This window comes from Caballeronia udeis, from assembly GCF_044909315.1.
GTDB classification, from domain to species: Bacteria; Pseudomonadota; Gammaproteobacteria; order Burkholderiales; family Burkholderiaceae; genus Caballeronia; species Caballeronia udeis_A.
In genome coordinates, this window is the sequence record NZ_JBIYEB010000004.1 from 110,588 (window position 1) to 122,710 (window position 12,123).

General features: G+C 62.7%; 12 protein-coding genes. 11 read left to right on the top strand and 1 reads right to left on the bottom strand.

Annotated features, from left to right (window positions below; genetic code table 11):
* Window positions 1-22: 22 nt before the first annotated feature.
* The 11 genes from ABH944_RS07920 to ABH944_RS07970 all read left to right on the top strand — a co-directional run bounded on the left by ABH944_RS07920 (window position 23) and on the right by ABH944_RS07970 (window position 10,320).
* Window positions 23-1,009 carry a LysR substrate-binding domain-containing protein gene (locus ABH944_RS07920; RefSeq protein WP_404605838.1) on the top strand — a complete coding sequence of 329 codons (987 nt, stop codon included), beginning with the start codon at window positions 23-25 and terminating at the stop codon, window positions 1,007-1,009.
* A gap of 124 nt (window positions 1,010-1,133) precedes the next feature.
* Entirely contained in the window at window positions 1,134-2,648 is a 1,515-nt protein-coding gene (locus ABH944_RS07925) for a 2-hydroxymuconic semialdehyde dehydrogenase (RefSeq protein WP_404605837.1), read from the top strand.
* A 7-nt stretch (window positions 2,649-2,655) separates the two neighbouring features.
* Window positions 2,656-3,072: a RidA family protein gene (locus ABH944_RS07930; RefSeq protein WP_404605836.1), complete on the top strand. Its 417-nt coding sequence runs from the start codon at window positions 2,656-2,658 to the stop codon at window positions 3,070-3,072.
* Between the two features lie 26 nt (window positions 3,073-3,098).
* A complete protein-coding gene (locus ABH944_RS07935) occupies window positions 3,099-3,632 on the top strand; it encodes a 3-hydroxyanthranilate 3,4-dioxygenase (RefSeq protein WP_404605834.1) in 534 nt (177 codons plus the stop codon).
* A 31-nt stretch (window positions 3,633-3,663) separates the two neighbouring features.
* Window positions 3,664-4,665: an amidohydrolase family protein gene (locus ABH944_RS07940; RefSeq protein WP_404605833.1), complete on the top strand. Its 1,002-nt coding sequence runs from the start codon at window positions 3,664-3,666 to the stop codon at window positions 4,663-4,665.
* Between the two features lie 101 nt (window positions 4,666-4,766).
* The gene (locus tag ABH944_RS07945; RefSeq protein WP_404606003.1) at window positions 4,767-5,930 is read left to right on the top strand and encodes an ABC transporter substrate-binding protein; all 1,164 of its coding nucleotides are present in this window, start codon (window positions 4,767-4,769) and stop codon (window positions 5,928-5,930) included.
* A 13-nt stretch (window positions 5,931-5,943) separates the two neighbouring features.
* Window positions 5,944-6,864: a branched-chain amino acid ABC transporter permease gene (locus ABH944_RS07950; protein ID WP_404605832.1), complete on the top strand. Its 921-nt coding sequence runs from the start codon at window positions 5,944-5,946 to the stop codon at window positions 6,862-6,864.
* A 7-nt stretch (window positions 6,865-6,871) separates the two neighbouring features.
* Window positions 6,872-7,921 carry a branched-chain amino acid ABC transporter permease gene (locus tag ABH944_RS07955; protein WP_404605831.1) on the top strand — a complete coding sequence of 350 codons (1,050 nt, stop codon included), beginning with the start codon at window positions 6,872-6,874 and terminating at the stop codon, window positions 7,919-7,921.
* Window positions 7,918-8,703, top strand: a complete 786-nt coding sequence (locus ABH944_RS07960; protein WP_404605830.1) for an ABC transporter ATP-binding protein — start codon at window positions 7,918-7,920, stop codon at window positions 8,701-8,703. Before ABH944_RS07955 ends, ABH944_RS07960 begins: the two co-directional genes overlap by 4 nt.
* Entirely contained in the window at window positions 8,700-9,410 is a 711-nt protein-coding gene (locus ABH944_RS07965; RefSeq protein WP_404605829.1) for an ABC transporter ATP-binding protein, read from the top strand. The genes ABH944_RS07960 and ABH944_RS07965 overlap by 4 nt, the downstream gene beginning before the upstream one ends.
* Before the next feature lie 37 nt (window positions 9,411-9,447).
* Window positions 9,448-10,320, top strand: coding sequence for an alpha/beta hydrolase (locus ABH944_RS07970; RefSeq protein WP_404605828.1), 873 nt, complete (start codon window positions 9,448-9,450; stop codon window positions 10,318-10,320).
* Window positions 10,321-10,363: 43 nt separating this feature from the next.
* On the opposite strand, the gene ABH944_RS07975 is transcribed toward ABH944_RS07970, so the two are convergent.
* The gene (locus ABH944_RS07975; protein WP_404605826.1) at window positions 10,364-12,049 is read right to left on the bottom strand and encodes a SulP family inorganic anion transporter; all 1,686 of its coding nucleotides are present in this window, start codon (window positions 12,047-12,049) and stop codon (window positions 10,364-10,366) included.
* Window positions 12,050-12,123 lie beyond the last annotated feature (74 nt).

Sequence of the window (12,123 nt, forward strand, 5' to 3'; positions counted from 1 at the left end):
TCAATGAACCGACGAGACCAACATGGCCCAAGACCCCACCAGAGCTTCGCTGCACGCCAGTCCGGTTTCGCAGGTATCGCTGTCTCGCAAGCTCAAGCTGCAGCAGTTGATTGTCGTAGCCAAGGTGATCGACAGCGGCTCGCTGCTGCGCGCGGCGAACGAAATGGGCATGACCCAGCCGGCCATTACCAAGGCGGTCCAGGAACTCGAAGCGTTCCTCGACGCTCCGCTCTTCGAGCGTTCCAACCGCGGTGTCGTGCCGACCGAACTCGGCCGGCTGCTCGGGCAGCGGGCGAAGTCGATGATCACGGAATTGCGTTACCTGACCGACGAGATCAACGCATTGCAGAGCGGCACTGCTGGGCATGTAATTGTGGGCACCTTGATTGCCGCGTCCGCGCGCTTGTTGCCTGTGACCATTGCGAAGCTCAAGGCGCAGGCGCCCGACATGCTGATCACCGTGCGCGAAGCCTCGACCGCTCAACTTTTTCCAGCGCTCGCAACGGGCGATCTGGACATCGCCGTCGGCCGTTTGCCCGAGCGTGAACTGCCGCTGGCAAGCGCCTTCCCGCTGCATCACGAGGTGCTGTTCCAGGAGTCGATGTGCATTGTGGTGGGAGCGAAACATCACTTCAACCTGCCCGCGCGGCCGCATCTGGCTGACCTGCGCGACTTGCCGTGGATCGTGCCGCTGGCCGACTCGCCCGCGCGCATGAGAGCGGAGCGGCTGTTTCAGGACGCGGGCCTGGCGCTGCCCGGCAACCGCGTCGAGTCGCTCTCCATGCTGACCAATATCGGCCTGTTGCTGGAGACCGCCTGCATCGGCCTGATGCCGCGTGCGGCGGCCCAGCAGTTCGTGGCCCCTGGCCTGCTGACTATCCTCGATGTAGCCGAGTCGGGCGACTTCGGAGCGGTCGGGTTCTCGATTCGCGCCGACAAGAGGATCAGCCCGGCGTGCCAGCGCTTTATTGCCTGCCTGCGCGAGAGTGCACAAGAGATTTCAGGCTGATCCTGACCGGTCGGCGCATGGGCCCAGCTATTAACAAATGGAATAGCTGATATCCAATTTGTTATTATTTTTTATGAACGATCCTTTCTAGACTCAGTGCATTCCGTCACAGCAGGAACCCAGCATGAGCACGATCGTTTCTTCATCTTCAAGCAGCGCGCATGCCCCTTCCGCGCGTCCCGTCCCGCCCCTGCTAAAGCTTTACGTCGACGGTGAATTCGTCGCCACCGAGAGCCGTTTCGAGAACCGGAGTCCCGTCACGGGCGAGGTCATTTCGCTGGTTTGCGAGGCCGGTTCCGCCGAAGTTGAACGTGCCGTCGCGGCAGCCAGGCGTGCGTTGCAAGGCCCTTGGGGCAAGACCGTCGCGGAGGAGCGAGCGGCCGTTCTCAATCGCATTGCAGCCGGCATTGAAGCGCGTTTCGACGAGTTTGTCGCGGCTGAAGTCGCCGACACCGGCCGTCCCGTGAAGCAGGCAAGGACGCTCGACATCGCTCGCGGCATCGCCAACTTCCGCACCTTTGCCGAGCTCATCAAGACCGCATCGAGCGATCTGTTCGAAAGCCGCGCGGCCGACGGCGCCGACCTGATCAACTACGTCAGCCGCAAGCCGCTGGGCGTGATCGGCATCATCTCGCCCTGGAACCTGCCGCTACTGCTGCTCACGTGGAAGGTCGCGCCGGCGCTTGCGATGGGCAACTGCGTGGTGGTGAAACCTTCGGAGGAGACGCCTTCGTCGGCGACGTTGCTGGCCGAAGTCATGCACGACGCAGGCGTTCCCCCCGGTGTGTTCAATCTCGTGCACGGCTTCGGCCCGGGGTCCGCGGGTGAAGCACTGACACGCCAGAAAGACGTGGCCGCGATCACGTTCACCGGTGAATCACGTACCGGCAGCACGATCATGAAGGCGGTGGCCGACGGCGTAAAGGAGGTGTCGTTCGAACTGGGCGGCAAGAACGCGGCGGTCGTGTTCGCCGATGCCGACTTCGACGCCGCCGTGGAAGGCGTGCGCCGGTCGAGCTTCACGAATGCCGGACAGGTCTGCCTGTGCTCCGAGCGAGTATACGTGGAGCGGCCAATTTTCGAGCGTTTCGTGGCCGCGCTCAAGCAGAAGACGGAAGCCATGCGGCTGGATTACCCCGATGCCGAAGGCGTCGATATGGGTCCGGTCATCTCGCGCGGGCATCGCGACAAGGTGCTCTCGTATTACCGGCTTGCGGTGGAGGAAGGCGCGACGGTGGTGACCGGCGGCGGCGTGCCGCATTTCGGCGATGTGCGCGACGCGGGGGCGTACGTCCAGCCGACCATCCTGACCGGCCTGCCTGACACCGCCCGCTGCGTAACCGAAGAAATCTTCGGGCCGGTCTGCCACATTGCGCCATTTGATATGGAAGACGAAGTAATTGGCCGCGTCAACGACAGCGCCTACGGCCTGGCTGCGTGCGTCTGGACGACGAACCTGTCGCGCGCTCACCGTGTATCACGCCAATTCCACACCGGGCTGGTGTGGGTCAACACGTGGTTTACACGCGACCTGCGCACGCCGTTCGGCGGCGCAAAGCTCTCGGGGATCGGGCGTGAAGGTGGCCGCCATTCGCTCGACTTCTACTCCGAGATCACCACCATCTGCATCAAGCTGTGAGCCCATCATGACGACCCACGCACATCTACTCAGCGACAAGGCAAAACCGCGCGGTGCTTATCCGCACCTGAAGCGCGCGGGCGACTTCCTGTTCGTCTCCGGTACCAGTTCACGCCGTCCGGACAACGCCATTGAAGGCGCCCTGGCCGACGCCATGGGCACCATGCAGCTCGATATCCGCGTTCAGACGCGTGCGGTGATCGAGAACATCCGCGACATCCTGGCGAGCGAAGGTGCAACGCTCGCAGACGTGGTGGAGATCTGCACGTACCTGGTCAACATGAACGACTTCGGCGGTTATAACGCCGTGTATGGCGAGTTCTTCGACAGCGAAGGACCGGCACGCACGACGGTTGCGGTCCATCAGCTACCGCACCCGCATCTCGCGATCGAGATCAAGGCGATCGCCTACAAGCCACGCTAAGCCACGCTTTTTGGAGAGCCGGAACCATGTCCGCATTCTTGCCCCCGTTCAATCTTGCTCGCTGGATCGACGAGCATGCGCATTTGCTGAAGCCTCCCGTGGGCAATCAGCAGGTCTGGGAAGACCGGGATTTCATCGTCACGATTGTTGGCGGGCCCAATCACCGGACCGACTATCACGACGACCCGAGCGAGGAGTTTTTCTATCAGCTTCGCGGCAACGCGTATCTGAACCTGTGGATCGATGGCGGCGTGCAGCGCGTCGACCTGCGCGAAGGCGACGTGATGCTGCTGCCCCCGCATGTGCGCCATTCACCGCAACGGCCGGAGACGGACAGCGCGTGCCTCGTCATCGAACGCAAACGCCCCGAAGGTGAGGTGGACGGGTTCGAGTGGTACTGCGACGCGGCCGATGGCTGCGGACACCTCGTTCATCGCACGGAGGTCCAGTTGAAGAACATCGTGACGGACTTGCCGCCGCTCTTCGATGCGTTCTACAGCGACGAAAACCTGCGGCGCTGCCCCAACTGCGGCCACGTGCATCGCGGCAAGGCCGCATGACGCTCGCGCTCTCGGAACCCACCAGAACATCATGAAGAAAATAGATATTCACGCTCACTTCTTTCCCCGCATCACGCAGGCAGAAGCCGGCCGGCTCGATCCGGCGCGCGCACCCTGGCTCCAGGTCGACGCGGGCGGCGAGCGCGGCAACATCATGGCGGGCGACAGCGCATTTCGCCCGGTGAACCGGCCGCTGTGGGACCCGGCGGCGCGTATCGAGGATCTCGATGCAACCGGCGTCCAGACCCAGATCATCAGCGCTACGCCGATCATGTTTGCGTACCGCTACGAGGCCCGCGCAACCGCGCAATGGGCGGCCCGGATGAACGACCTCGCGCTCGAGCATTGCGCTTATCGTCCGGCACGCCTGAAGGCGCTGGCGCAAGTGCCTTTGCAGGATATCGAGCTTGCCTGCCTGGAAGCCTCGCGTGCGAAAGCGGCGGGCCATGTGGGCGTCCAGATCGGCAATCACCTTGGACCGCGCGATCTCGACGACGACCATCTCGTGCAGTTCCTCACCCATTGCGCGAACGAAGCGATTCCGGTGCTCGTGCATCCGTGGGACATGATGACCGACGGACGCATGAAAAAGTGGATGCTGCCGTGGCTCGTGGCCATGCCCGCCGAGACGCAGCTCAGTATCCTGTCGCTGGTTTTATCGGGTGCGTTCGAGCGTATTCCCGCTTCGCTCAAGCTGTGCTTCGCGCATGGCGGCGGCAGTTTCGCGTTCCTGCTCGGCCGCGCTGAAAACGCGTGGCATTGCCGGGACATCGTGCGCGAGGATTGCCCGCAGCCCCCCTCGGCCTATCTGGAGCGGTTCCACGTGGACAGCGCCGTGTTCGATCCGCGTGCGCTGCGCCTGCTGGTGGACGTCATGGGCGTCGAGCGCGTGATGCTGGGCTCCGACCATCCGTTCCCGCTCGGCGAGCAGCAGATCGGCGCGCTTGTCGAGACCAGCGAATGGCTCGACGACGCTCAACGGGCCCGCATCTGCGCAGGCAACGCAAGCGCCTTCTTCGGCATCGACGCCTGAGCGTTTCTTACCCCTCTATCACCCGTCCCACACTGCGAGGACCTGTCATGGTCGCATCACTGAACTTTCGCGCACGGCATCGCCGTATCGGCTGCGCGCGGATGCTTGCCGCCGCTCTCATCGCCGGCGCGGCGTTCGCTCCCCTTGCATCGCAGGCGGCCGATGCCACGCCGCTGAAGATCGGCTTCATCGGTACGCTGTCGGGCCCCGCCGGCGCGCTCGGGCAGGATCAATACGATGCGTTCATGCTCGCGATCGAACAAAAGGGCGGCAAGCTCGGTGGCGTCCCGGTCCAGGTCGTGCGCGAGGATGACCAGTTGAAACCGGATATAGGGGTGCAGGCGGCGCAGAAACTGATCGAGCGCGACAAGGTCCGGATCATCACCGGGGTGACCTTCTCCAACGTGATGATGGCGATCCATAAGCCGATCACAAACGCCGGCGTGCTGTTGATCGGTTCGAACGCGGGGCCTGCGCCGCTCGCGGGGGCCGGTTGCTCCCCCTGGTTCTTTTCGACCTCATGGAACAACGACGAACTGCATGAAGCAGGCGGCCAGCTCGCCACTGACCTGGGCTACAAGCGCATGGTGGTGATGGCCCCGAACTATCAGGCAGGCCGCGACGCAGTGGCGGGGTTCAAGCGCGATTATCGCGGCACGCTGGTCGACGAGGTCTATACGCAGGTGAACCAGCCCGACTACTCCGCCGAGATCACGCAACTGCAGGCGGCGCAGCCTGACGCGGTGTATGTCTTTTATCCGGGGGGCATGGGCGTGAATTTCGTGAAGCAATACAGGCAAGCGGGTTTGCTCGGGAAGATTCCGTTGATCTCGGTGTCGACTATCGACGGCACGACGCTTCCGGCCCTGAAGGAAATCGCCGTCGGTGCAATTACGAGTTCTCCGTATTCTCCCGATCTGAAGAATGCGGAGAACGCGCAATTCGTAGCCGCGTTCTCGCAGAAGTACAAGCGTTTGCCGTCGCTCTACGCGGCCCAGTCCTACGACGCCGCCAACCTGATCGACGCCGCGCTGACCACCGTCAAAGGCAACACCACCGATCGTCAGGTGTTGCGCCAGGCGATCAGGACGGCGAAGTTCCAGTCGGTGCGCGGCGACTTCAGTTTCGATACCAACCAGTTTCCGCGCGCAGGGTTTTATCGGGTGGATGTAGTCAAGGCGGCCACCGGCGCCGCCTTTGAAACGAAGGGCCCGATTGTCGCGAAGATCCGCAATCCGCTTGCGCAGCAATGCAAGATGAACTGAGGAAGGAACGGCCATGAACGTCACGCTTTTCGTCATGCAGTGTCTTAACGGAATGCAGCTCGGCGTGCTGCTGTTCCTGATGGCGGCCGGCCTGACACTCGTGTTCGGCATCATGAATTTCGTCAACCTCGCGCACGGGTCGCTCTACATGATGGGTGCATTTGCAGGCGCGCTGGTCTACAACACGACGGGCTCGTTCCTGCTAGGTCTGCTGGCTGTGATCCCGGCCATGCTCGCGCTGGCTTTCGTGCTGGAGGTACTTGTTTTCAAGCGCCTTTACCAGCGCGATCACCTGGATCAGGTCCTCGCCACGTTTGGTCTGATCCTGTTCTTCAACGAACTCGCCCGCATGATCTGGGGGGCGTCGCCGTACTACATGGAAGTGCCGTCCGCGTTATCCGGGACCGTCGACCTGTTCGGCATTCCGTATCCCGCTTACCGGCTCCTGATTGTTGCCGCCGGACTCGCGGTCGCACTTGGGTGTTATCTGCTGATCCACCGGACGCGCGTCGGCATGCTGATTCGTGCAGGCGCAACTCATCGGGCAATGGTTGGTGCGCTCGGCATCAATATCAAGCTGCTGAACACACACGTCTTCGGCCTTGGCGCGGTGCTCGCAGGGCTGGCCGGAATGCTCGCCGGCCCGATCCTCTCGGTGCAGCCGGGCATGGGCGAGCCGGTCCTGATCCTAACGATGGTGGTCATCGTGATTGGCGGCATTGGATCGATTCGCGGCGCGTTTCTCGGTGCGCTGATTGTCGGCGTGATCGATACCGTCGGCCGTACGCTGTTGCCCGCTGTACTGCGCAGCTTGTTCGAGCGCGGCACGGCTGACACCGCCGGCCCCGCGCTCGCGTCAATGCTCATCTATATCCTGATGGCCGTGGTGCTGGCGCTGCGGCCGCAAGGCTTGTTCCCCGTCAAACACGGATGATTTCGCCATGCTGACTCCCTCCCCCTCCCCGGGTATCGTTCATGCCGCGGCGCGCGTGCCGGCCGCGTCACGGCGTCCCACGCTCTACGCACTATTCCTGTTCCTGCTGCTTGCCGGTCTCGCACTCGTGCCGCCCTATGCTGCGCTGAGTGGGCAGACGTTCTATGTCACGTTGTTCGCGCGCATCGTGATCTTTGCGATCGCTGCAGTGTCGCTCGACCTGATCCTGGGTATTGGCGGCCTGGTGAGTTTCGGGCATGCGCTCTATCTCGGCCTGGGCGCTTATGCGGCAGGCATGCTCGCACAGCATGGCGTTGATAACGGTTGGGTTCATCTCGGTGTCGCCGTCGTGGTCTGTGCCGCAGTCGGATTCGTCACGGGCTTCATCTCGCTGAGAACGACGGGCATCGCCTTCATCATGATCACGCTGGCGTTCGCGCAGATGGTCTACTTCCTGGCCGTCAGCCTCAAGCAATACGGTGGTGACGACGGCCTGCCGCTCGCGGCCTCAAGCCGCTTCGGCAGTCTCTCGCTGGCTGATTCGACCACGCTCTATTACGTCGCTTTCGGCTTCCTGTGTCTTTTGCTCCTGTTCGGCACACGCTTCGTGAAGGCACGCTTCGGCATGACGCTCGCAGGCATTCGTATGAACGAGCGACGCATGAAAGCGCTCGGCGTACCGACGCTGCAATACAAGCTCGGCGCCTATGTAATCGCGGCGATCATCTGCGGCATGGCGGGCGTGCTGTACGCGAATCTCACGCAATTCGTCTCACCCTCGTACATGTCATGGACCACATCGGGAGAGCTGATCGTGATGGTGGTGATCGGCGGGATCGGGACGTTCGTGGGCCCGGTGGTCGGCGCGCTCGCCATGGTGCTGGTGGAAGAAGGACTCAAGAGCGCAACCGAACACTGGATGTTCATCATGGGCCCGTTGATCGTGGTGATCGTGCTGCTGACGCGGCGTGGGCTGGTCGGTGTCCTGCATTCAGCCGATGCGCGACGCGCGGCAAAAGCCGCCGCAAGAGACAAGGGAATGGAGGCGCGGTCATGAGCCTGCTCAAGGTAGAGGCGCTCGTCAAACGCTATGGCGGTCTCATGGCAACGGATCACTTCAGCATCACTATTGCGCCCGGCGAGATTCACGCAATCATCGGTCCGAACGGCGCGGGCAAAAGCACGTTGATCGGTCAGCTCTCGGGTGAACTGCAACCGGATGAAGGCCGCATCCTCTTCAACGGCCGCGACATCACCCGGCTCACCGTGGACCAACGCGCCCGGCTCGGCCTCGCGCGCTCTTATCAGATCACGTCGGTGCTGCCTGAGTTCACGGCGCTCGAGAACGTCAAGCTGGCTGTGAACGCGCTGCGTGGTTCACGCTTCGGCTGCTGGCAGCCCATGGCAGCCGCACGCGCCATTGCAGCACCGGCGCAAGCGCTGCTCGACCAGGTGGGACTCGGTGAGCGCGCGCAAGTCGCGGTGGCGGACATGGCGCACGGTGAACATCGCCAGCTTGAACTCGCCATGGCGCTGGCAGGCCGTCCCACGCTGCTGCTTCTGGATGAACCAATGGCCGGCATGAGCCAGTCCGAGTCTGCGCAAATGACCGCACAACTCCGGGCCCTGAAGGGAGACCATGCCATGCTGCTTGTCGAGCACGACATGGACGCCGTGTTCGCGCTGGCGGACCGCATTACCGTGCTGGTCTACGGGCGGGCGATTGCGTGCGGCACGCCCGCCGAGATTCGTGCCGACGCCGCCGTACGTGCAGCGTACCTGGGGGATGACGAAACCGCTGACGAAACGGCGCTCGCTGCGCCAGGGGAACAAGCATGACGCAGTTGCTGCAAGTAGACGCGCTCGAGGTCTCCTACGGGTCGAGCCAGGCGTTGTTCGGCGTCAGCTTCGGCGTGGACGAGGGACAGTTCGTGACCTTGCTCGGGCGCAACGGCATGGGTAAGTCGACCACGGTCAAATCCATTACAGGACTCCTGCGGCCCGGGCGCGGGACTATTCGCTTCAACCGGGAGCCGATCCATGCACGCGCATCGCATCTGATCGCGCGCGCGGGCGTGGGTCTTGTGCCGGAGGGACGGCATATCTTCCCGACGCTGACTGTGCGAGAAAACCTGATCGCCACCGCGCATAACCGGCAGCGTTCAACCGAGCCGTGGACGCTTGCGCGCATCTACCGGTTCTTTCCGCGGCTGCAGGAACGCGAGCGTAACCTGGGTGCGAATCTCTCCGGCGGTGAACAGCAAATGCTCGCGATTGGCCGGGCCCTGATGACCAACCCGCGCCTGCTGATCCTCGACGAGGCGACCGAGGGCCTTGCCCCGCTGATCCGCGAAGAGATCTGGAAATGCCTCGCCGAGCTCAAGAAGACAGGATTGGCTATTATCTGCATCGACAAGAATCTCTCCGCGCAACTGGCGCTTGCCGACCGGCATTATCTGCTGGCCAAGGGCAAGGTTGCCTGGAACGGTTCGTCAACAGAACTGCGCGCGCAAGCCGATACGCTTCGCAGCGAGCTGAGCATCTAGCCACCCTGTTCCCGCGTTACGAGGCCCCTATCTGATCATGGCATCCACGGCATTCGACCTGACTTTCTCCAACCTGACCGAGCGTGCAGTCCAGTACAACGCGCGCGCTTCCGTCGCGGATTTCGACGCCGAGATGCGTCTGTATGCGGCGCTTGCCGCCGAGTCGAAGGCCGCGTGCCCGGCGGTGCTGGACCTGCAATACGGCATGGGTCAGGCGGAGCGCCTCGACATTTTCCCCGCAGCGGCAGCGCGCCAGCCCGCGCCGCTCTTTGTCTATATTCATGGAGGGTACTGGCGCTCGCAACGCAAGGAGGAGGCGTGCTCGATGGCGCATGCACTGACGCAGGCGGGCGTTGCCGTGGCGGTCCTCGAATACACGCTGCTTCCCGAGGCCACGCTTGCCGAGGTGGTGCGTGAAGTACGCAGCGCGGTCGCGTGGCTGTACCGGCATGCTGGCGCTTACGGCATTGATCGCGATCGCATTCATGTGGGCGGCAGTTCGGCCGGCGGCCATCTCGCCGCCATGCTGCTGGGTGACGCATGGCAGAGCCGCTTCAACGTGCCGCAAGATGTTATCAAGGGCATCCTTGGGCTGAGCGGCCTTTACGATATCCGCCCGCTATGCGACATAGGCGTCAACGAGTGGCTGCGGCTTCATGACGAGCAAGCGGCGTTGCTAAGCCCCGCGCTGGATTTACCATTGCAGGGTCCGCCAGTCGTACTGTGCGCGGGAGGTCTTGAAACCACCGGGTTCAAGCATCAGACACTGTATTTCCATGCACTGCTTGAAGAGCACGGCTTGCCCGTGCGGCTGGTCGAGAACACCCATAACAACCACTTCAACCTGGTGAACGAACTGGCGAACCCGCAATCCGCATTGTTCCAGGCAACGATGGACATGATCGGGTAAGCGATGTTGCATGTCCCTCCCGGGGCATGTTCGCGGGTGATGTTCAATGCGTACTCGATGCCGCGGACGGATCGAATCCGGCCGCTACAAGCGCCTGATGCAACGTTTCGAAGATGTGCGATTCTCCCAGCACCGCGGTGATTCCATGGCGGTCCATATCCGATCGCAGGTATTGATTGACGCGCGCAAACAGGACGTTGATACCGCGCTGCTTCAAGCCCTCGCAGAATTCACCGAGCGTTCGGGCCGCCGAATAATCAAGGTCCGTGATAGCGCCTGCATCGACAATGAACCAATGGACAGGCGTGGGCGCGTGGTCGATCACGTGGCGCACATCGTCGACAAAAAAATGATCGTTCGCGAAAAACAGGTCGGCGCCAAATCGATAAACAATCAGCCCGGGAGCCGTTTCGGTGCCTGGCGTGGCAGGCACGGGCGCCCAGCGTCCGCCGAGCGCCGAGTTGGGCGCAAGCATCATGGTGTGCGGATGATAGCTATGACGCACATGGCGCAGCAACGACAACGCGACCGCCAGCAGGATCCCGTCCTCAACGCCAATCACCACCACCGCCAGCGCGGTGACAAGTGCCAGCGTAAGTTCCCCCGGGCTCTCACGGCGGATGGCGTAAAGGCTCTTGAAGTCGATCAACCCGATTGCGATCGTGAACACAATGCCCGCCAGCACGCAGTGCGGAAGATACTGCAGCCACTTGCTGAAGAACAGCAACACCACACCGACCACCACCGCAAACACGACTTGCGCGAACTGGCTGCGTGCACCCGCGCGATCCGCCATGGCGGTCTGGGTCGGACTGCCGTTCACCACGAACGCCCCGCTCACGGCTGCCACCGCGTTAGCCGCCGCTATTCCCAGGATGTCCGCATCGGCGTCGACGGGTTCGTGATAACGCTCTGCAAACACGCGGCCCGCCGCGACGCTTTGCGCAATGATCATCACGAAGCAGGATGCGGCCACGGGTACGAGGTCCAGCGTCTGCTCCCAGGTGGCAAGCGGAAAACGCAGCGCAGGCAGGCCACCGGCAACCGGGCCCACGACCGCAATGCCGTGCCCTGCGAAGTCGTAGGCATAACTTGCCGCAATACCCCCGATCACGGCGAACATGGCGACCGGAAGACGCGGCAACAGGCGCTTGAAAATGAGAATGCAGGCCACCACGGCAACCGATATACCCAGCGTTGGAAGCGATACGCGAGCAAGCTGAAGGGTAATTGATTCGATCTGCGCGAGAGTTCGCGACGACCCCGTGGATACGCCCAGCATGTCGCCCAGCATCGCGACGCCGACCTGAATGCCGACACCGGCAAGGAAACCGAGCAAGACGGTGCGGGACAGGAAATCAGCCAGGAACCCGAGTTTGAAGATCCGTGCGATCAGCAGCAGCGCGGCAGTCAACAGCGCAACGACCCCGGCAAGCGCCATGTATTGCGGACTCCCGGCCGTCGCCATGGCCGAGAGTCGGCTTGCGAAAATAGTGGCCGTTGCGGAATCCGCGGCCACGACCAGATGACGGGATGCACCGAACAGTGCGAAGGCGAGCAGCGGTAAAAATGCGGTGTAAAGACCGGTCACGGCCGGCATTCCTGCTATGCGCGCATAACCCAGCACTTGCGGGATGTCCATTGACGCGAGGGTCACGCCGGCCAGGAGGTCGCGGAGCGCGGCACCACGGCCAAGCGGCAACACGCCCCCTAATAACTTAAAGCGCATTGTGCGTCCCCGAACGATGTTCCATCCAATAGTGCGATAAAAGTAAACATGCCATTGGCGCATCGTGCCGCAAG

Coding starts and splice junctions, on each gene's coding strand:
- ABH944_RS07950 (WP_404605832.1), top strand. CDS start 5,944: ATGAACGTCACGCTTTTCGTCATGCAGTGTCTTAACGGAATGCAGCTC.
- ABH944_RS07955 (WP_404605831.1), top strand. CDS start 6,872: ATGCTGACTCCCTCCCCCTCCCCGGGTATCGTTCATGCCGCGGCGCGC.
- ABH944_RS07925 (WP_404605837.1), top strand. CDS start 1,134: ATGAGCACGATCGTTTCTTCATCTTCAAGCAGCGCGCATGCCCCTTCC.
- ABH944_RS07940 (WP_404605833.1), top strand. CDS start 3,664: ATGAAGAAAATAGATATTCACGCTCACTTCTTTCCCCGCATCACGCAG.
- ABH944_RS07935 (WP_404605834.1), top strand. CDS start 3,099: ATGTCCGCATTCTTGCCCCCGTTCAATCTTGCTCGCTGGATCGACGAG.
- ABH944_RS07975 (WP_404605826.1), bottom strand. CDS start 12,049: ATGCGCTTTAAGTTATTAGGGGGCGTGTTGCCGCTTGGCCGTGGTGCC.
- ABH944_RS07930 (WP_404605836.1), top strand. CDS start 2,656: ATGACGACCCACGCACATCTACTCAGCGACAAGGCAAAACCGCGCGGT.
- ABH944_RS07945 (WP_404606003.1), top strand. CDS start 4,767: ATGCTTGCCGCCGCTCTCATCGCCGGCGCGGCGTTCGCTCCCCTTGCA.
- ABH944_RS07970 (WP_404605828.1), top strand. CDS start 9,448: ATGGCATCCACGGCATTCGACCTGACTTTCTCCAACCTGACCGAGCGT.
- ABH944_RS07920 (WP_404605838.1), top strand. CDS start 23: ATGGCCCAAGACCCCACCAGAGCTTCGCTGCACGCCAGTCCGGTTTCG.
- ABH944_RS07960 (WP_404605830.1), top strand. CDS start 7,918: ATGAGCCTGCTCAAGGTAGAGGCGCTCGTCAAACGCTATGGCGGTCTC.
- ABH944_RS07965 (WP_404605829.1), top strand. CDS start 8,700: ATGACGCAGTTGCTGCAAGTAGACGCGCTCGAGGTCTCCTACGGGTCG.